At 64.4% G+C, this 18,270-nt stretch carries 19 protein-coding genes; 10 read left to right on the forward strand and 9 right to left on the reverse strand.

Translation table 11 applies throughout. The features are described 5' to 3' along the window. Positions 1-8 precede the first annotated feature (8 nt). Positions 9-515, forward strand: a complete 507-nt coding sequence (locus ACZI8Q_RS03380; RefSeq protein ID WP_463372086.1) for a hypothetical protein — start codon at positions 9-11, stop codon at positions 513-515. Positions 516-536: 21 nt separating this feature from the next. Here the strand turns inward: ACZI8Q_RS03380 and ACZI8Q_RS03385 are convergent, their stop codons facing one another. Both ACZI8Q_RS03385 and ACZI8Q_RS03390 read right to left on the reverse strand, forming a co-directional pair. After that, complete coding sequence (locus tag ACZI8Q_RS03385) at positions 537-995, reverse strand: hypothetical protein (protein WP_463372087.1); 459 nt, start codon at positions 993-995, stop codon at positions 537-539. Between the two features lie 209 nt (positions 996-1,204). Beyond that, positions 1,205-1,879 carry a GAP family protein gene (locus ACZI8Q_RS03390; RefSeq protein WP_463372231.1) on the reverse strand — a complete coding sequence of 225 codons (675 nt, stop codon included), beginning with the start codon at positions 1,877-1,879 and terminating at the stop codon, positions 1,205-1,207. 168 nt (positions 1,880-2,047) lie between these two features. Here ACZI8Q_RS03390 and ACZI8Q_RS03395 point away from each other — a divergent pair, with 168 nt between their 5' ends. Further along, entirely contained in the window at positions 2,048-4,366 is a 2,319-nt protein-coding gene (locus tag ACZI8Q_RS03395; protein WP_463372088.1) for an MMPL family transporter, read from the forward strand. Between the two features lie 128 nt (positions 4,367-4,494). On the opposite strand, the gene ACZI8Q_RS03400 is transcribed toward ACZI8Q_RS03395, so the two are convergent. Together ACZI8Q_RS03400 and ACZI8Q_RS03405 are read right to left on the reverse strand one after the other, a co-directional pair. Next, a complete protein-coding gene (locus tag ACZI8Q_RS03400; protein ID WP_463372089.1) occupies positions 4,495-5,262 on the reverse strand; it encodes a hypothetical protein in 768 nt (255 codons plus the stop codon). A gap of 7 nt (positions 5,263-5,269) precedes the next feature. Then, positions 5,270-5,746: a hypothetical protein gene (locus ACZI8Q_RS03405; RefSeq protein ID WP_463372090.1), complete on the reverse strand. Its 477-nt coding sequence runs from the start codon at positions 5,744-5,746 to the stop codon at positions 5,270-5,272. Positions 5,747-5,784: 38 nt separating this feature from the next. Here ACZI8Q_RS03405 and ACZI8Q_RS03410 point away from each other — a divergent pair, with 38 nt between their 5' ends. Next, positions 5,785-5,976 (forward strand): hypothetical protein, encoded by a 192-nt coding sequence (locus tag ACZI8Q_RS03410; protein WP_463372091.1) that lies wholly within the window; start codon positions 5,785-5,787, stop codon positions 5,974-5,976. After that, entirely contained in the window at positions 5,976-6,284 is a 309-nt protein-coding gene (locus tag ACZI8Q_RS03415) for a hypothetical protein (protein ID WP_463372092.1), read from the forward strand. Before ACZI8Q_RS03410 ends, ACZI8Q_RS03415 begins: the two co-directional genes overlap by 1 nt. 127 nt (positions 6,285-6,411) lie before the next feature. Here the strand turns inward: ACZI8Q_RS03415 and ACZI8Q_RS03420 are convergent, their stop codons facing one another. After that, positions 6,412-6,744 (reverse strand): cupin domain-containing protein, encoded by a 333-nt coding sequence (locus ACZI8Q_RS03420; RefSeq protein WP_463372093.1) that lies wholly within the window; start codon positions 6,742-6,744, stop codon positions 6,412-6,414. A 115-nt stretch (positions 6,745-6,859) separates the two neighbouring features. Here ACZI8Q_RS03420 and ACZI8Q_RS03425 point away from each other — a divergent pair, with 115 nt between their 5' ends. Beyond that, complete coding sequence (locus tag ACZI8Q_RS03425) at positions 6,860-7,621, forward strand: succinate dehydrogenase iron-sulfur subunit (RefSeq protein WP_463372094.1); 762 nt, start codon at positions 6,860-6,862, stop codon at positions 7,619-7,621. Between the two features lie 16 nt (positions 7,622-7,637). Next, the gene (locus ACZI8Q_RS03430) at positions 7,638-8,099 is read left to right on the forward strand and encodes a hypothetical protein (RefSeq protein ID WP_463372095.1); all 462 of its coding nucleotides are present in this window, start codon (positions 7,638-7,640) and stop codon (positions 8,097-8,099) included. A 15-nt stretch (positions 8,100-8,114) separates the two neighbouring features. On the opposite strand, the gene ACZI8Q_RS03435 is transcribed toward ACZI8Q_RS03430, so the two are convergent. Genes ACZI8Q_RS03435 through fdxA form a run of 4 tightly spaced genes read right to left on the reverse strand, consistent with a single transcriptional unit; the run spans position 8,115 to position 10,506 of the window. Then, on the reverse strand, positions 8,115-8,270 hold the full coding sequence (locus ACZI8Q_RS03435; protein WP_463372096.1) for a hypothetical protein: 156 nt from the start codon (positions 8,268-8,270) through the stop codon (positions 8,115-8,117). Continuing rightward, positions 8,267-8,389 carry a hypothetical protein gene (locus ACZI8Q_RS03440; RefSeq protein ID WP_463372097.1) on the reverse strand — a complete coding sequence of 41 codons (123 nt, stop codon included), beginning with the start codon at positions 8,387-8,389 and terminating at the stop codon, positions 8,267-8,269. Before ACZI8Q_RS03440 ends, ACZI8Q_RS03435 begins: the two co-directional genes overlap by 4 nt. A 3-nt stretch (positions 8,390-8,392) precedes the next feature. After that, a complete protein-coding gene (gene ctaD, locus ACZI8Q_RS03445) occupies positions 8,393-10,138 on the reverse strand; it encodes an aa3-type cytochrome oxidase subunit I (protein WP_463372098.1) in 1,746 nt (581 codons plus the stop codon). Continuing rightward, the gene (fdxA, locus tag ACZI8Q_RS03450) at positions 10,135-10,506 is read right to left on the reverse strand and encodes a ferredoxin (RefSeq protein ID WP_463372099.1); all 372 of its coding nucleotides are present in this window, start codon (positions 10,504-10,506) and stop codon (positions 10,135-10,137) included. The genes ctaD and fdxA overlap by 4 nt, the downstream gene beginning before the upstream one ends. A gap of 59 nt (positions 10,507-10,565) precedes the next feature. Between fdxA and ACZI8Q_RS03455 the strand changes: the two genes are divergently transcribed. The 4 genes from ACZI8Q_RS03455 to ACZI8Q_RS03470 all read left to right on the forward strand — a co-directional run bounded on the left by ACZI8Q_RS03455 (position 10,566) and on the right by ACZI8Q_RS03470 (position 18,227). Further along, the gene (locus tag ACZI8Q_RS03455; RefSeq protein WP_463372100.1) at positions 10,566-11,258 is read left to right on the forward strand and encodes a helix-turn-helix transcriptional regulator; all 693 of its coding nucleotides are present in this window, start codon (positions 10,566-10,568) and stop codon (positions 11,256-11,258) included. Further along, positions 11,255-11,800: a DUF488 domain-containing protein gene (locus tag ACZI8Q_RS03460; RefSeq protein WP_463372101.1), complete on the forward strand. Its 546-nt coding sequence runs from the start codon at positions 11,255-11,257 to the stop codon at positions 11,798-11,800. Before ACZI8Q_RS03455 ends, ACZI8Q_RS03460 begins: the two co-directional genes overlap by 4 nt. A gap of 369 nt (positions 11,801-12,169) precedes the next feature. Then, on the forward strand, positions 12,170-16,768 hold the full coding sequence (gltB, locus tag ACZI8Q_RS03465; protein ID WP_463372102.1) for a glutamate synthase large subunit: 4,599 nt from the start codon (positions 12,170-12,172) through the stop codon (positions 16,766-16,768). Continuing rightward, positions 16,761-18,227: a glutamate synthase subunit beta gene (locus tag ACZI8Q_RS03470; protein ID WP_463372103.1), complete on the forward strand. Its 1,467-nt coding sequence runs from the start codon at positions 16,761-16,763 to the stop codon at positions 18,225-18,227. The genes gltB and ACZI8Q_RS03470 overlap by 8 nt, the downstream gene beginning before the upstream one ends. Positions 18,228-18,270 lie beyond the last annotated feature (43 nt).

The raw sequence follows: 18,270 nt of genomic DNA on the forward strand, positions 1-18,270 counted from the left end.
TAAATGTCATGAGGATCTGGATGCTGGTGGATCAGGAGCCAGGTCATGAGCGGTTGCGCATCGGCGACATGATCGAGGCGACCACGGAATGGGCACCGCCGGAGATGCTTCCTCCGGAACTGGTGAGCGAGGACCTGCCCGCCCGAATCGAGCGCGTGTCAGCGTCGAATTCCGGCCACGGCGAGTTCGTAGCACATTTGGATACGAACGTGTCGGCGCTGTTGCATGAGGACGAGCCCAAGGTTGGCGCCACGACGATGTCGGGATGCCTGCTCTACGACCGGTACATGTGGCTGGTCAGTGCGGCACGCCCGGTGTCTCGAGGTCGGATCGTTCGACGCGGTGTAGTGACGCAGCAGGCAAACCGATTGCCTACAACGCACCCCGGCTGGCTGTCGGTGAATCCGTCGGGGCCGGCTACCTTCCTCGATCTTGACGCCCCGATACCGGCGGAAAGGGCGATCACCTGGGACTGCGTCGAGATCGATACTGCAGATGCGCCATCGCGTTCGTGAACCGCCGTCCGTCGGGGCTGACTACGGTACGAAAATCTCGCCCGTGGCCGGGATGTGCTGAGCGTCGGTGGTGTAGTCGACAACCACCCGGCCGGGACCGGTGTCGATATCGAAGTGATCGCGTCGCAGCCACGGGCCCATGAAACGCCACGCATTGACCTCGGCGGTCATGGTGCCCGCAGCGCCGGTATCGAGATTGCGCCAGTGTGCGGTCACGGTGGTGAAGCAGTCGATGTCGGCCGAGTTGTACGTGCTCAGGCCGATCGAATTGACGACGTACCAAAGCGAAAGTGTTCCGGGTGCTTCCGGCCCGGCGAACATTTTCGCGTCCACCAGCAGCACCCCACACAGCGGTGAGCTGTTCGAGAGCGTGTGCACGCGCGCATTGACTTCTGCTGACGCAGGGCCGACGGAACCGAGGATGGCCGCCATACCCAAGACGGCAACCAAGGACGAGCGGGCCAACCAGATGCGACGCATGAACTACCCCTGTCTGTGATGTGTCGTATTACGAACCCCGTACCGCGGATGCACCGTCGCGTCGGTGAACCGCCGCTCGTGGTGGTGGTGCAGGTTGGAACGGATTCCAACCTAGCGGAGAAGACGACCTTGTGGGCTCACTGCCAGACCCCGGCCCAGCGATCCGATCACGGAGTAGATCGGCTTCGGCGTGCGTGGAACGCAACCGTTCACCACAGATGTTGGTGGTGAACGAGTGCGTCCACCACCAAGACGGCGCCGAAGACGAAGAACAGAACCCTGACCGAAACCGGCCCGTACCGGGTGATCAGTCGAACGATCTTGCGGTACACCTGTCGCGCGACTCGCCGTCGGCTCAGAGAAAGGACGAGGATGGCCAGCGGCGGCAGCAAGGCGACGGCGCAGTAGACCACCACGATCAGCGGCCACCAGCCGGGTAAGGGGGCCTGCGCTGCAAGCATCGTCAAGCCCGCCAGATAGGGGACCGCCGTGGGCGCTTGAGCGAGGCCGATGACCACCCCGGCCAGCCCGAGAACCCACGGGCGTCGGCGAAGGGACCGCGCCCTGGCAGGCGGCGCCGAAGCCTGCGGTAGGCACGCCAGCAGAAGCAGGACGACCCCGACGGCCAGGCCACCCCAGTACCGCAACGTGGGCGTCAGTTCGAAGTCGAGCAATTCGGTCAGGAAGTTCAGGCCCAGCACCGTGCACACCCCGAAGGTGACGGTGACCGCGAAAACCCCGCCCAGAAAGCTCAGCCCTCCAGCGAGGGGTGACCGGCGCGCGAGTCGGCTGTCGTAGACAACGGCGGTGGTGACGCCCACCAGCAGCACGTCGAGCGAATCGAGGAATGCCAGTCCTGCGAGAGCGAACAAGAGGGGCAGCATGACGTAGGAATCGTACTGGTGGATGAGGTGGGACACACAATCTCCGGGAGAACCCTGATGACACAGTGCCGTTCACTGGTCATGATGGAGTCGACCGTGAACGAGACTGCGGTCGTTCGGTACCCGAACCAGCACAATACAGAGTCAGCACAATACAAGGGGAGAATTGTGTCCGTCTATCTCTACCGATTCGGCAAGTTCGCGTTTCGGCGAAAGTGGATCGTCCTGCCGGTCTGGTTGGTCTTCGTTATCGCGTTGGGGGGTCTTGCCTCGTCGATTTCGAAACCCATGGAAGACAACTTCACCATGCCGGATCTGCCGTCCGAGAGGGCGACGGAGATCATGGACGAGCACTTCCCAGGCATGTCGGCAGCCTTCGATTTCGACGCCGTCACCGGCACCTACGTCATCGGTGCGCCGGAGGGAACACGCCTGACGGACCCGCAGAACCGCGAGGCCGTCGACGCGTTGATCGCCGAACTGAACGGGCTCGGCATCGTCGACCATTCGGCGCCGCTCGAGAACCCGATTGCTGCCACCGAGGCGATGGGATGCCTCAGTGGTGATCGGAGCAGTTCCGATTTCGTGTCCACCTGCACGGCGGCGCCGCTCAACGTCCTCAACTCGGACAACCCGGACACTGTCGCGGTCCTGGATGTGCCCTTCGCGATCGCGTCGTTCGAGGACATCACTCCCGAGGATCGAACAGCCGCGTACGACGTCGGCAACGCCGCACGGGACGCCGGACTCGCCGTCGAGCTGAGCGGCAGCATCGCCATGGAAGAGGAAGCGCCGGGTGGATCGGCGGAGCTGATCGGCATGGGGGTCGCGTTGATCGTGATGATCATTGCGTTCGGCGCACTCGTTGCGGCGTTCGTTCCCCTCATCACCGCCATCGTCGGATTGGGGGCGGCCACGTCGCTGATCATGGCCGGCACATCCGTCATCACCATTCCCACGTTCACGACATTCCTGGCGTCGATGATCGGTATCGCGTTGTCCATCGACTACGCGTTGTTCATCGTCTCCCGCTACAAGCACGAAATCAGCGTCTCGTCCGATCCGGAGGAAGCCGCGGGACGCGCTGTGGGCACCGCCGGTTCGGCGGTGGTGTTCGCCGGTCTGACAGTGGTGATCGCGCTGAGTGGTCTCAGTATCGTCGGCGTCGAGTTCCTCACGTTCATGGGACTCGGTGGCGCCGTTGCGGCTGCCTTCGCCGTGATCGTCGCCCTCACGTTGATGCCGGCACTGCTGGGAGCGTTCGGCCGGTTCCTCTTCAAGCCCAAGGTTCCGTTCGTGGCGAAGCACGATCCGGAAGACGACACATCCGTCACCAACGGGCAACGAGTGGCACGACTGATCGGCAAAGCCCCCGCCGTCACGTTGGCACTTGCCGTCCTGTTCCTCGGCGTGCTCGCGGTGCCGGCTACCGGCCTCGAACTGGGCCTGCCCGGCGAGGAAAGCGCGCCCACCGAGTCCACCGTTCGCAAGGCATACGAACTGCGCACCGACGGGTTCGGTGAAGGCAGCAACGGTGTGCTGCAAGTCGCGGTCGACCTGTCCGATGTGGCTGCGGACGAACGCGATACAGCGCTCGACCTGTTGCGCACCGAGATGGAATCGTACGACCAGATGGACTACGTCGTCGGACCGACGAGAAGTGAGGACGGGGCCGGCGCACTGTTCCAGGCGATCCCGCTGTCGGGGCCGAACGACCAGGACACGAAGAATCTCGTCAAGGAAGTCCGCGACGCCGAAGGAGAACTGTCGCAGCAGTTCGGAATGCAGTACGGCGTCACGGGCACCACTGCCATCTATGCAGACGTGGACGACAAGTTGCTCGGCTCGATCGTGCCGTACATGAGCATCGTTGCCGGGGCCGCGTTCTTGCTACTGATCCTCGTGTTCCGTTCGATTCTGGTGCCGTTGACGGCCGCACTCGGATTCCTGTTGTCGATGGCGGCAACCTTCGGTGCCACGGTGCTGATCTTCCAGGAGGGTGCCCTGGGCCTGATCTCCGATCCCGGTCCGATCGTCAGCTTCCTTCCGATCATGTTGATCGGCTTGGTGTTCGGACTCGCCATGGACTACCAGGTCTTCCTGGTCACCCGGATGCGTGAGGAGTACGTGCACGGTGCGACGCCGAAGGAGGCGATGGTCAAGGGCTACCACCACGGAGCACGTGTGGTGACGGCTGCGGCGATCATCATGATCTCGGTGTTCAGCGCCTTCATGCTCGAAGAGAACGTGGCAGCGAAATCGATGGGATTCGCGCTGGCCGCAGGCGTGCTGCTGGACGCCTTCATCGTTCGCATGGTCGTCATTCCGTCGCTGCTGGCACTGATGGGCGAAGCGGCATGGTGGCTCCCGAAGTGGCTCGACAAAATCCTGCCGAACATCGACATCGAGGGCGCCAAGCTCGGACCGAGCACTGCCCCCGAACCGCAGGAGGAGGGGTCGTTGGTCTCCGTGCGATCCGGCGGCTGACCAGCATGACATACGACCGCTCCGGTTCCTCTGGAACCGGAGCGGTCGTGTCGTATCAGTCGAACGTGCTGAAGGGGTCCCGGTCGAACATCGATTGGCAGAACTCCGTGACGGATCTCCCAAGAACGCTACTGCACGGAGATGGCTGCCGTCGCCGCGGAAAGCCGCTCGTAAGCGGCAACCGTCTCGGGTGCCAGCTTGCTGTGATCGACCACCACACCCGACGCCAGATGCTCGTCGTAGGGAATCTGTTCGACACCCCACACCCGGCCGGCCAGGTACTCGCGGAGCTGATCTACGTCGACGTTCCAGCCGTTCGCGTCCTGATTGGACACCGTGATCACGGTGCGCGCGAGACCGGCTGCGCCGAGGGTGCTCGCGATGGCTTCGAGTGCACCCCGCATCCGATTGAAGGCGTCCGCACGGCACGGCACCGTCAGCACGATCGGCGCCTTCTTGTCCGTGAGCAGTGGCGCCAGGTACGACGCGCGAAGCCGATGCCCGACGTCGTACACGCCCGCAACGGCGCGCGAACGCAGGTACAGGTCGACGGCACCGAAATCCGCGTTCCCAGCCGTGTGCTCTCCGACGCGCTGCAGCACCCGTACGCCTGCGGCGGTGCGGGAGGAGCAGGCCTCGAAGACATCGTCCTTGATGGGCCCGCCCGACGATGTGGCGATCAACTGCTCGAGGTTCCCCTTCGACAGATGTGTATCGGCGCCGCGGTCGGCGAGGTCGCCACCGGCAGGCGTCGTATCGACGGCAACAACCGAAAATCCATGGGTCGCAGTGACATTCGCAAGTCCCAGAGCGGTGGTGGTGCCACCGGCCCCACCGCAGGCGCCGAGGACGAGCGTGAGGGGCGCGAGAGTCAGCGCGGTCTGTGTTTCTGTCATGGCTTGTTTACTCCATACGAGTGATGAACGATTTGCCATCGATTTCGGTGGTGCTGATGTAATTCTCGTAACCGTCGACTACGCCCTCCACTTCGAGCAGCAGATGATACGTATTCGGCCCGATCTGATCGATCGTTGCGCAGTAGTCGGTATCGACTGGGGTTTGGTCGATGTATTTCTGGAGTTTTTCGGCGCTACCGACTTTTGCGTCCGGAGTGACCACTTCGCGCGCCTTCTCGCCGTCTCGCAACACGTAGTAGGCGTATTCGAAAGCCAGAATCACGTTGGGGCCACTCGACTGGTCGCCAGGCGCGTTGCTGGTGATCGTGTCACCGTCGGTGGATTCGACACAGAAGTTGTCCGTCGCAGCGGCGGTCGTGGTCGGCATCGCAGCGTTGGCGCTGTCGTCGTTGCCGAGCCCGCCCGGCCTACTGGCGATGGCGATGACGAGAACGCCGATCACCAGCGCTGCGGCAGCGCCCAAGGCGCCGATCAGGATCGGGCGTTTGGACTTCTGCTTCGGTGGCTGTGGAGGTTGAGGTGGCGGTGACTGCGGTGGCGGTGACTGCGGTGGTGGAGCCTGTGGAGGTTGCGGCGCCTGTGGTGACGGCGTCGACTCTGCGACCGGTGTGTTCGTCGCCGGTGGGGGAGGCGGTGGTGGTGTTGCCGGAGCGGCAGGGGCGCCCGACTGGCCCACAGTTGCCTCGGGCGTAGTGGGTGCCTTGGGCGCCTTGGCAGGTTTCGGTGCCTTCGGCGTGCGCGATTTTCGGGGCTTCCTCGACGACACCGCGGTCTCCGACTCCGGACCGGCAGCAAGCCACGTGGGTGTCGGGGCGTCCCGTGAAGCGGACGGTTCGGCGGCAGCCGCCGGGGCTTTGTGGTCCGGCGCGGCTATGGGCTCGGCTGGGGGAGCCGAAGCCGGTGCGGGCGCAGCCTCGGTTGCCGGAGGCTCTGGTGTGGACGCTGGCGTCGATCCGACAGGCGCCGCGGCAGGCTCGAACGGCGGGAACCATCGACCGTAACGATCCTGTTCTCCGTGGTCGGAATTTGTCACCATCGAATCTTCTTCTCCGCCCCCGTGACCGTCGAGCTCTGTTGCTATGTCTGATTCGTCAAGATATCAGTTGTGCGGTCACGGGTCCGCACACGTCAGGGAAGCTTGGCCACCGTCATGAGCACCACTGAATCCTTGATCGCCGCCAGCGAGTGCGGAGCTTGTGGGACAACGAGCAGGTCGTCGCGTCTGCCGTCCCACGAGACGTCGCCGGACCGGAGTGTCACACGCCCCTGGAGCACCTGCACGGTCGCCTCTCCGGGGTTGTCGTGCTCACTCAGCTCCGTGCCCGCCGTCATCGCGATCAGGGTCTGTCGCAGGACGTGCTCATGACCGCCGTACACGGTGTGAGCGGCTCGTCCGCTCGTGGCTGCCGCTGCCTTCTCGAGCTGTTCCCTGGCGAGTGCTTCCAACGACCGTTTCATCATGAGGCGCCTCTTCGTTTCGGTGTGTGTCCACCACGAATGCTAGACAACCGGCACAGCCGACAGGGAAGAAATCGGCGCGGGTTTACCTCGGTCGGCGCGGTGGTACTCGATACCCATGCGGGCCAATCGCAACGGTCCAGAAGCTGCAGTGCCGGTGATCGTGAAGATTCGCCGCTTCGACCCGGAGAACCCCGACACGGCGGGGTGGGAGTCGTTCGAGGTTCCGGCGCTGCCGACCGACCGTCTGCTGAATCTGTTGATCTACATCAAGGGGTACCTCGACGGCACTCTCACGTTCCGGCGCTCGTGCGCCCACGGTGTGTGCGGTTCCGACGCGATGCTGATCAACGGCATCAACAGACTTGCCTGCAAGGTGCTCATGCGAGACATGCTGTCCTCCGGCGCCGCCCCCACCACCATCACCGTGGAGCCGATCAAAGGACTGCCTGTCGAGAAGGACCTTGTCGTCGACATGGAACCGTTCTTCGACGCATACCGGCAGATCAAGCCGTTTTTGATGACGTCGGGCCACGAACCGGAGCGTGAGCGAATCCAGTCCAGAGCCGACCGGGCACGATTCGACGACACGACGAAGTGCATTCTCTGTGCCTGCTGCACCAGTGCCTGCCCGGTGTACTGGGCGGACGGGAGCTACTTCGGTCCCGCCGCGATCGTCAACGCCCACCGATTCATCTTCGACAGCCGAGACGAGGGTGCCCGCGAGCGAATGGAAATTCTCAACGACGTGGACGGGGTGTGGCGGTGCCGGATGACCTTCAACTGCACCCAGGCCTGTCCGCGTGGGATCCAGGTCACTCGGGCGATCACCGAGGTGAAACGCGCCCTGCTCTTCAGCCGTAAAACGGTGGTCAGATAGTCCTACAATCGAGTTCGTGTACCCGAAGGACTTCACAGTCGAGGATCCGGCGACGATTCTGACCGCGACCGGTGTCGGCTGCGTCGTACTCGGTGGTGTGATCGCGGCGGTCACCGGCCCGTTCGATCTGGCCCACGGAAGCTGGCTTGCGGCCTATCTGGTCCTGGTCGGTGGGGTCGCGCAGTGCGCGATGGGCCTGGCCCGCGTATGGACCTCCTCGCCGCAGCCGCCTCGGTGGGCGTGGACGCAGCTCGGTTCGTGGAATCTGGGGAATGTCGCTGTCATCGTCGGCACCCTCACGGCTTTGCCGCTGGTGGTCGATGCCGGCTCGGTGGCGTTGGTCGTCGGTTTGGTGATCGCGCTGCATGCCACTCGGGTCGGCTCCGGCGCAGCCCTCTGGACCTACCGGGCGCTGCTGCTTCTTCTGGCGCTCAGTATCCCGGTGGGTATTGTGCTTGCGCACCTGCGGAACTCGTGATTCCTCGCTGCCGTTTCAGGCGGCGGGGAATGCGCCCAGCACCACCAGCGCGACGGTGAGCACGCCGAGTACTGCACGTAGGCCGCCGGCGGCCCTCGCCCCGGTACGTACTCGAGTGCGCAGCTGCTCGTCGTCCGGTGACTGCAACAACGCTCGGCGCAGCCGTGTCATTCCCCGCGCAAATAGGTTCGCCCCAGGGACCGGAAGAACGTGACGCGTTCGTCGGCACGCAGGGTGCTGGTGGCCAGCACGAACACGGCAAGAACGATCGCTTCCACACCGTAGGACACAGTTCACTCCCGGTTCGGAACGCCGGATTCGGATTGTTCGGCAAGGGCGACCGAACCGCGCTTGCGGAGACGACCCACGTGGGATTCGGCCCGCATTCGCTCCACCATGTGCGGGTAGTGCAGTTCGAAGGCCGGGCGTTCGGATCGAATGCGGGGGAGCTCGGTGAAGTTGTGCCGAGGCGGCGGACACGTCGTGGCCCATTCGAGTGAGCTGCCGTAACCCCACGGGTCGTCGACAGTGACGACCTGCCCGTACCGATAGCTCTTGAACACGTTCCACACAAAGGGCAGTAGCGATGCACCCAGCACGAACGCACCGACCGTGGAGATCGAATTGAGGACGGTGAATCCGTCGGAGGGCAGATAGTCGGCATAGCGGCGTGGCATTCCCTCGGCTCCGAGCCAGTGCTGCACCAGGAAGGTGCAGTGGAAGCCGACGAACGTCGTCCAGAAGTGCCACTTCCCGAGCCGCTCGTCGAGCAACCGGCCGGTCATCTTCGGGAACCAGAAGTAGATTCCCGCGTAGGTGGCAAACACGATGGTGCCGAACAGGACGTAATGGAAGTGGGCGACCAGGAAGTACGAGTCGGTGACGTGGAAGTCCAACGGTGGGCTGGCCAGAATGACGCCGGACAGGCCGCCGAACAAAAACGTGGCCAGGAACCCGATGGAAAACAGCATCGGGGTCTCGAAGGTCAACTGTCCCCGCCACATGGTGCCGATCCAGTTGAAGAATTTCACGCCGGTCGGCACCGCGATGAGGAAGCTCATCATCGAGAAGAACGGCAGCAGCACGGCACCCGTCGCGAACATGTGGTGCGCCCACACCGACATGGACAGTGCGGAGATGGCGATCGTGGCGTAGACGAGGCCGAGGTAGCCGAAGACGGGTTTGCGGCTGAACACCGGGAAGATCTCCGACACGATGCCGAAGAACGGCAGAGCCACGATGTAGACCTCGGGGTGACCGAAGAACCAGAACAGGTGCTGCCACAGCAGGGTGCCACCGGTCGCCGGATCGAAGATGTTGCCGCCGAGGTGCCGGTCGACCAGAAGACCCATCAGTGCTGCGGTGAGCAGCGGGAACGCCATCAAAACCAGGATCGATGTGAGGAAGATGTTCCAAGTGAAGATCGGCATCCGGAACATCGTCATGCCCGGTGCGCGCAGGCAGATCACGGTGGTGATCATGTTGACGGCGCCGAGGATCGTGCCGAGGCCGGCAATGGCGAGGCCGGTGATCCACAGGTCTGCGCCCACCCCGGGTGAGTGCAGCGCGCTGCTGAGCGGGGAGTATGCGGTCCACCCGAAGTCGGCTGCCCCACCGGGCGTGACGAACCCGGAAATGGTGATCAGGGCGCCGAACAGATAGAGCCAGTAGCTGAATGCGTTGAGCCGGGGGAACGCCACGTCTGGCGCGCCGATCTGCAACGGCAGGATGTAGTTCGCGAAGCCGAACACCACCGGTGTCGCATACAGCAGCAACATGATCGTGCCGTGCATGGTGAACAGCTGGTTGAACTGCTCGTTCGACAGAAACTGCATGCCGGGCACGCCCAGTTCTGCACGCATCAACAGGGCCATTAGCCCGCCCGCCAGGAAGAAGGCGAACGATGTGACCAGGTACATCAACCCCAGAAGTTTCGGGTCCGTGGTGGTAGCCGCCTTGTAGAGAAACGATCCCTTCAGCCCACGTCTCGGTGGGTACGGGCGAGCGGGGAGCGGTTTCGCGACGGCCGGCGCGTTCACCGTGCGCCTGCTTCGTTCGTGCCGGTCAGTTCGTTGTGCGGGTATGCGGCCACCAGTTCGGTGTCCACGGCTACCGGCCCCGACTTCTGCGCTCCCCCGGGCCCGCCGAGCGCCTGCACCGCGCCGGGAAGAGGCTTGTGGAAGAAGCGGGCGTTGTCGTCTATGTACTTCTCCCACCGAGGTGGGACGTCGGATTCGTAGGAGATGGCATCGACCGGACAGACCGGTTCACAGGCGCCACAGTCGATGCACTCGTCCGGCTGGATGTACAGCGCTCGCTTGCCCTCGTAGATGCAGTCGACGGGGCACTCTTCCACGCAGCCACGATCGAGTACGTCGATGCAGGGTTCCGCAATCACGTACGTCATACCCACCTCCACAGACTCACACTGTTTTAGAGGAATGCGCTCCTCTAAAGTCTTACAGTATGGCCAAGCGGAAGGGAACACATCGTGATCGCGAAAACGTCATCGCGCATCCGGTGTTGGCGTCGCGTCGGCGGGTCGAACTCCTGGACGTTCTGCGGGCACGTGCGGAGCCGTCGACAGCGGCTGTACTGGCCGAACTGGTTTCCCTGCATGTGAGCACCGTGCGCTTCCATCTCGACGTGCTCTCGGGTGCGGGCCTGGTCACTGCGGAGTTCGAGAAGGCGGCGCGTGGCCGGCCCCGCCGGCTGTACCGGGCTGTGGCACCCCGCGACGAGGGGCGGCGAGCCGGATACGAGATGCTGGCCGAGGTGCTCGCGAAACGTTGGGCGATGCCGGGTGAGGATCCGGCCTCGCGGGCCGTGGAGGCGGGTCGGCAATGGGCACCTGATTCGGCGCCCCGCACCCTCGACGATGCGGTCGTCGATGTCACGGACTTGTTCGAGGAGATGGGTTTCGACCCCGAGGCCGGCGCCACGGGCCCGGAAACCGAAACGCCGGGCCACGAGATCCGAATGCGGCTGCGTTCCTGTCCCTTCGAGTCGGTGGCACGCAAGAGTCCGGAGGTGGTGTGCTCCCTGCACCTCGGGTTGCTGCGCGGAATCCTCGACCGGGCAGACGTGCCCGATGTGGACAGTGCACTGATTCCCTGGGACACCCCGCACACCTGCGTTGCTCTGGTCGCCAGGCGATGACGGACACGCGCACGACCTTGATCACCGTGGGGCACGGACGACTCGACAAGGGGCAATTGTCGGGCCTGTTGCGCGACAGCGGAGTCGAGGTGCTCGTCGATATTCGGCGATACCCGGGTAGCAGGCACAACCCGGACGTCCACGGTGACGCCATGTCGCAGTGGTTGCCCCAGGCGCACATCGAATACCGGGCAGAACCACGGCTGGGAGGGCGCCGTCGGCTACCGGCCGATGCGCCACACGAAGATCCGTGGTGGAAGGTCGAACAGTTCGCCGCCTATGCGGCCCACACCCGGACCGCGCAGTTCGCGCAGGCTCTGACCGAAGTGCTCGAATCGGCGAGGCAGCGCCGCACCGCCGTGATGTGCAGTGAGAGCGTGTGGTGGCGATGCCATCGACGCCTGGTCGCCGACGTCACGGTCCTGGCGCGCGATTGCGCCGTTTCGCATCTCATGCACGACGGCCGACAGACGCCACATCCCCCCGCGCCCGGCGCACGATTGCGCTCCGATGGGCATGTGGTGTGGGACCGCCCTCGGTAACGGCGCATCGGTCAGCATAACCATTGTCCGGCGGAGTCGACAAGGCCGTCGTTGCCTCACAAATCTGTACGCCACGTGTGAGAAGGTCGATAGCGCTGCGCGAATAACCGCAGTTCAGAGGTTTAATAGGCCAACCTAAGTTGTGAAGATCCGGGGGTTTTGACCTATCGTTTTCTTTACACGTCGGACTCACAAAAGTCCGACTCGACCGTGAAGCCACGTCGCCTGGGGCGAGAACCACACCCGGAGTGCCGCACAGGGCGATAGCCGATCGGTGGTACCGACCTGCACGGCGGTACTGCGTTGCAAGGAGATGGCCATCAGCGCTGCTGGTCGTCGGTGCATATTTTTGGCATACGAAGGCTGGGTATGAAGCAACTTCCAAGCCCCCAGGGGCTTTACCACCCGTCCAACGAACACGACTCCTGCGGTGTTGCATTCGTCGTGGACATGAAGGGCCGTCGCAGCAGGGACATCGTCGAGAAGGCGATCACTGCTCTCGTCAACCTCGAACATCGCGGTGCCGCCGGCTCGGAGCCCAACACCGGTGACGGCGCCGGCATCCTGCTGCAGGTGCCCGACAAGTTCTTCCGCGCTGTCGTGGACTTCCCGCTGCCCGCAGAGGGCGCCTACGCAACCGGCATCGCCTTCCTCCCACAGGGAGAAGCGGACGCCGCGCGTGCGGCCGAGTCCGTCGAGAAGATCGTCGAGAGCGAAGGCCTGAAGGTTCTCGGCTGGCGCGACGTCGGGACCGACGACTCTTCCCTGGGCGCACTCGCGCGCGACGCGATGCCCACGTTCCGTCAGATCTTCGTCGGCAGCGAAGACGACGCCGTCACCGGCATGGACCTCGAGCGCCGCGCCTACGTTGTACGCAAGCGCACCGAGCACGAACTCGGCAACGAAGGTGCCGGCCAGGACGGCCCCGGCAGCGAGACTGTGTACTTCCCGTCGCTGTCCGGTCAGACGTTCGTCTACAAGGGCATGCTCACCACCCCGCAGCTCAAGGGCTTCTACCTGGACCTGCAGGACGAGCGCGTCGAATCGGCTCTGGGCCTGGTGCACTCGCGCTTCTCCACCAACACCTTCCCGTCGTGGCCGCTGGCGCACCCGTTCCGCCGAGTCGCCCACAACGGCGAGATCAACACCGTCACCGGTAACGAGAACTGGATGCGTGCCCGTGAGGCACTCATCGAGTCCGACATCTTCGGTGGGGCCTCCAAACTGGAGAAGATCTTCCCGGTCTGCACCAACGGCGCGAGCGACACCGCCCGCTTCGACGAGGTGCTCGAGATGCTGCACCTCGGTGGCCGCAGCCTCCCGCACGCCGTGCTCATGATGATCCCCGAAGCCTGGGAGCGTCACGAGAGCATGGACCCGGCACACCGCGCGTTCTACGAGTACCACTCGACGCTCATGGAACCGTGGGACGGACCGGCATCGGTGTGCTTCACCGACGGCACGGTCATCGGCGCGGTGCTCGACCGCAACGGACTGCGCCCGTCGCGTCTGTGGGTGACCGAGGACGGACTCGTCGTCATGGCATCCGAGGTCGGCGTCCTGCCGATCGACCCCGCCACCGTCGTGAAGAAGATCCGCCTGCAGCCCGGCCGCATGTTCCTCGTCGACACCGCGCAGGGCCGCATCATCGACGACGAAGAGTTCAAGTCCGAACTGGCTGCCGAGCACCCCTACCAGGAGTGGCTCGACAAGAACCTCGTTCACATGGACGATCTGCCGGACCGCCCCTACACGTACATGTCGCACGAGCGCGTGCTGCTGCGTCAGCTGATGTTCGGTTTCACCACCGAAGAGGTCGACCTCCTCGTGAAGCCGATGGCGGCTGCGGGTGCCGAGGCACTCGGTTCGATGGGTACCGACACCCCGATCGCGGTTCTGTCGAACCGTTCCCGGATGTTGTTCGACTACTTCTCGCAGATGTTCGCGCAGGTCACCAACCCTCCGCTCGACGCGATCCGCGAAGAGGTGGTCACCAGCATCGGTGGCACCATCGGCCCCGAGCACGACCTGCTGCACCCCACCGCCGAATCGTGCCGGCAGATCTTCCTGCCGCAGCCGATCCTGCACAACGACGACCTGTCGAAGCTGATACACGCCAACGACGACGCACGCTTCCCGGACTTCCGCAGCGTGATCATCCGCGGTCTCTACCCGGTCGCCGAGGGCGGCGAGGGTCTGCGCAAGGCGCTCGACAATGTTCGCTCCCAGGTGTCCGAGGCCATCGCCGGTGGTGCGCGCATCATCGTCCTGTCGGACCGCGAGTCCAACGAGACGTACGCACCGATTCCGTCGCTGCTGATGACGTCCGCGGTGCACCACCACCTGGTTCGGGAGAAGACCCGCACCAAGGTCGGCCTCATCGTCGAGGCCGGCGACGCCCGCGAGGTGCACCACATGGCCCTGCTCATCGGCTTCGGTGCGGCAGCGGTCAACCCGTACATGGCGTTCGAGACCGTGGACGAGATGATCGCCAACAACGATCTGCCCGGACTCGATCTGCAGCAGGCGATCGCCAACTACATCAAGGCCGCCGGCAAGGGTGTGCTCAAGGTGATGTCCAAGATGGGCATCTCCACACTCGCCTCGTACACCGGCGCCCAGCTGTTCCAGGTCATCGGTCTGTCGCAGGAACTGGTCGACGAGTACTTCTCGGGTCTGCACTCGAACCTCGGTGGAATCGGCCTCGACGAGATCGCCGCAGACGTCGCGGTCCGTCACGCCAGGGCCTACCTGGATCGCCCCGAGGAGCGCGCGCACCGCGAACTCGAGGTCGGTGGCGAGTACCAGTGGCGCCGCGAGGGCGAGTACCACCTGTTCAACCCGGACACCGTCTTCAAGCTTCAGCACTCCACCCGCACCGGTCAGTACAAGGTGTTCAAGGAGTACACGAAGCTGGTGGACGACCAGTCGGAGCGCCTCGCCGCGCTGCGTGGTCTGTTCGAGTTCAAGAAGGGCGTCCGCGCGCCGATTCCGCTCGACGAGGTGGAGCCCGCCAGCGAGATCGTCAAGCGCTTCTCGACCGGTGCGATGAGCTACGGCTCCATCTCCGCCGAGGCACACGAGACGTTGGCGATTGCCATGAACCGTCTCGGTGGCCGCTCCAACTCCGGTGAGGGCGGCGAGAACCCCGCCCGGTTCACCGCAGACGAGAACGGCGACCTGCGCCGCAGCGCGATCAAGCAGGTCGCGTCGGGACGCTTCGGTGTCACCTCGCACTACCTGAGCAACTGCACGGACATCCAGATCAAGATGGCGCAGGGCGCAAAGCCCGGCGAGGGCGGCCAGCTGCCCGCGCACAAGGTGTACCCGTGGGTGGCCGAGGTCCGGCACTCCACACCGGGCGTCGGCCTCATCTCGCCGCCACCGCACCACGACATCTACTCGATCGAGGATCTCGCGCAGCTGATTCACGACCTGAAGAACGCCAACCCGCAGGCCCGCATCCACGTGAAGCTGGTGTCGGAGCTCGGTGTCGGCACGGTCGCGGCAGGTGTCTCCAAGGCGCACGCCGACGTCGTGCTCATCTCCGGTCACGACGGTGGCACCGGCGCCACCCCGCTGACGTCGGAGAAGCACGCAGGTGCACCGTGGGAGCTCGGCCTGGCCGAGACCCAGCAGACGTTGCTGCTCAACGGTCTGCGTGACCGCATCGTCGTGCAGGTCGACGGCCAGCTCAAGACCGGCCGCGACGTCATCGTCGCCGCGCTGCTCGGCGGTGAGGAGTTCGGTTTCGCCACCGCACCATTGGTGGTGTCCGGCTGCATCATGATGCGCGTGTGCCACCTCGACACGTGCCCGGTGGGTGTTGCCACCCAGAACCCGGTGCTGCGTGAGCGGTACACGGGTAAGCCGGAGTTCGTCGAGAACTTCTTCATGTACATCGCAGAAGAGGTTCGCGAGTACTTGGCGGAGCTCGGGTTCCGCACCCTCGACGAGGCGGTCGGCCAGGTCGGTGTCCTCGACACCACCAAGGCGCTCGAGCACTGGAAGGGTTCGAAGGCAGGCAATCTCGACCTGTCGCCGATCTTGCACGAGCCGGAATCTGCGTTCGCCGATCAGGACCTGTACTGCACCGGAACTCAGGACCACGGTCTCGACAAGGCGCTCGATCAGCAGCTGATCATCCAGAGCCGCGAAGCCCTCGACAAGGGCACGAAGGTGAGCTTCGAATCGAATATCACCAACGTCAACCGCACCGTGGGCACCATGCTCGGACACGAGCTCACCAAGGTGTACGGCGGAGAAGGTTTGCCGGACAACACGGTCGACATCACCTTCACCGGATCTGCCGGTAACAGCTTCGGCGCGTTCGTCCCCAGGGGCATGACGCTGCGGCTGCACGGCGATGCCAACGACTTCGTCGGCAAGGGCCTGTCCGGTGGACGCATCGTGGTCCGCCCGCCGCTCGAGACGGCCGACGGCTTCGTTGCCGAAGACAACATCATCGGCGGCAACGTGATTCTGTTCGGTGCCACCAGCGGTGAGGTGCTGCTGCGCGGCGTCGTCGGTGAGCGCTTCTGTGTCCGCAACTCCGGCGCCACTGCTGTCGTCGAAGGTGTCGGCGATCACGGCTGCGAGTACATGACCGGCGGCAAGGTGGTCATTCTGGGTAAGACGGGACGCAACTTCGGCGCTGGCATGTCCGGTGGTGTCGCGTTCGTCTACAACCCCGACCGCGATTTCGAAGACAATCTCAACACCGAGCTGGTCGACCTCGAAGACCTCGAGGGCGACGAGTGCGCATGGCTCAAGGGCGCGATCGAACGCCACCGCGACGAAACCGGTTCGGAGGTTGCCACGCGCATCCTGTCCGACTGGTCGCAGCAGGTGGGTCACTTCGCGAAGGTGATGCCGCGCGACTACAAGAAGGTGCTCATGGCAATCAAGGACGCAAAGATCCGCGGGGCCGACGTGGACGAGGCGATCATGGAGGCAGCTCGTGGCTGATCCGAGAGGTTTTCTGAAGCACGGTTCCCGTGAGGTTCCAGTTCGTCGTCCGGTTCCGCTGCGCCTGCTCGACTGGAAAGAAGTCTACGAGGATTTCCCGAAGGAAACCCTCCGGGACCAGGCCAGCCGCTGCATGGACTGCGGTATCCCGTTCTGCCACAACGGTTGCCCGCTGGGGAACTTGATTCCCGAGTGGAACGACCTCGTCTACAAGGACAAGTGGCACGATGGCATCGAGCGGCTGCACGCCACCAACAACTTCCCGGAGTTCACCGGGCGGCTGTGCCCGGCGCCGTGTGAGGCGTCGTGCGTCCTGGGGATCAACCAGGACCCGGTGACGATCAAGCAGGTCGAGGTCGAGCTGATCGACCGTGCATTCGACGAGGGCTGGGTCGAGCCGGTGCGCCCGACACGGACGACCGGCAAGAAGGTCGCCGTGGTCGGCTCCGGTCCCGCCGGTCTCGCTGCAGCGCAGCAGCTGACCCGCGCCGGCCACGCCGTCACGGTGTTCGAGCGTGACGACCGGATCGGCGGTTTGCTCCGCTATGGCATTCCCGAGTTCAAGATGGAGAAGCGGCACATCGACCGCCGTCTGTCGCAGATGTCGTCCGAGGGCACCGTCTTCCGCACCGGTGTGAATGTCGGTGTCGACATCACCCCCGAAGAGCTGCGCGAGCAGTTCGATTCGGTGGTGTTGGCCGGTGGCGCAACCGAGGCTCGCGATCTGCCGATTCCCGGCCGAGAGCTCGACGGCATCCACCAGGCCATGGAGTACCTGCCGATCTCCAACCGTGTGCAGTTGGGTGATGATGTTCTCGGTGACGACGGCGAGCCCGCCATCACAGCGAAGGGCAAGAAGGTCGTCATCATCGGCGGTGGCGACACCGGCGCCGACTGCTTGGGCACCTCGCACCGCCAGGGTGCCGAGGTCGTGCACCAGTTCGAGATCATGCCGCGTCCGCCGGAGACCCGTGCCGAGCAGACCCCGTGGCCGACGTACCCGCTGATGTACCGCGTGTCGTCTGCCCACGAAGAGGGTGGCGAGCGTGTGTTCTCGGTCAACACCGAGGAGTTCGTGGGTAAGGACGGTAAGGTCACCGGCCTGAAGGCCCATGAGGTCGAGATGTCCGGCGGCAAGTTCCAGAAGGTCGAAGGATCCGAATTCGAGCTCGAGGCCGACATCGTGTTCCTGGCGATGGGCTTCGTCGGACCCGAAAAGCCGGGTCTGCTCACCGATCTCGGTGTGGACCTGACCGACCGTGGCAACGTCGCCCGCTCGGACAAGTTCGCCACCAATGTCGACGGTGTGTTCGTGGCCGGTGACATGGGCCGCGGCCAGTCGCTCATCGTGTGGGCGATCGCCGAGGGGCGTGCAGCAGCCGCGGCTGTCGACACCTACCTGGAAGGGTCGACTGCTCTGCCGGCTCCGATTTTGCCAACTACCGCACCGCAGCGGTAGGTTTCACACTACGGATCTGCGCCCCGCTCACTTCCGAGCGGGG

Source organism: Rhodococcus quanlei (assembly GCF_055231015.1).

Bases quoted from the DNA above. Each gene is read 5' to 3' on its own strand.
- ACZI8Q_RS03455 (WP_463372100.1), top strand. From the start codon at position 10,566: ATGGCCAAGCGGAAGGGAACACATCGTGATCGCGAAAACGTCATCGCG.
- ACZI8Q_RS03400 (WP_463372089.1), bottom strand. From the start codon at position 5,262: ATGACAGAAACACAGACCGCGCTGACTCTCGCGCCCCTCACGCTCGTC.
- ACZI8Q_RS03390 (WP_463372231.1), bottom strand. From the start codon at position 1,879: ATGCTGCCCCTCTTGTTCGCTCTCGCAGGACTGGCATTCCTCGATTCG.
- ACZI8Q_RS03380 (WP_463372086.1), top strand. From the start codon at position 9: ATGAGGATCTGGATGCTGGTGGATCAGGAGCCAGGTCATGAGCGGTTG.
- ACZI8Q_RS03460 (WP_463372101.1), top strand. From the start codon at position 11,255: ATGACGGACACGCGCACGACCTTGATCACCGTGGGGCACGGACGACTC.
- ACZI8Q_RS03385 (WP_463372087.1), bottom strand. From the start codon at position 995: ATGCGTCGCATCTGGTTGGCCCGCTCGTCCTTGGTTGCCGTCTTGGGT.
- fdxA (WP_463372099.1), bottom strand. From the start codon at position 10,506: ATGACGTACGTGATTGCGGAACCCTGCATCGACGTACTCGATCGTGGC.
- ACZI8Q_RS03420 (WP_463372093.1), bottom strand. From the start codon at position 6,744: ATGATGAAACGGTCGTTGGAAGCACTCGCCAGGGAACAGCTCGAGAAG.
- ACZI8Q_RS03435 (WP_463372096.1), bottom strand. From the start codon at position 8,270: ATGACACGGCTGCGCCGAGCGTTGTTGCAGTCACCGGACGACGAGCAG.
- gltB (WP_463372102.1), top strand. From the start codon at position 12,170: ATGAAGCAACTTCCAAGCCCCCAGGGGCTTTACCACCCGTCCAACGAA.
- ACZI8Q_RS03425 (WP_463372094.1), top strand. From the start codon at position 6,860: ATGCGGGCCAATCGCAACGGTCCAGAAGCTGCAGTGCCGGTGATCGTG.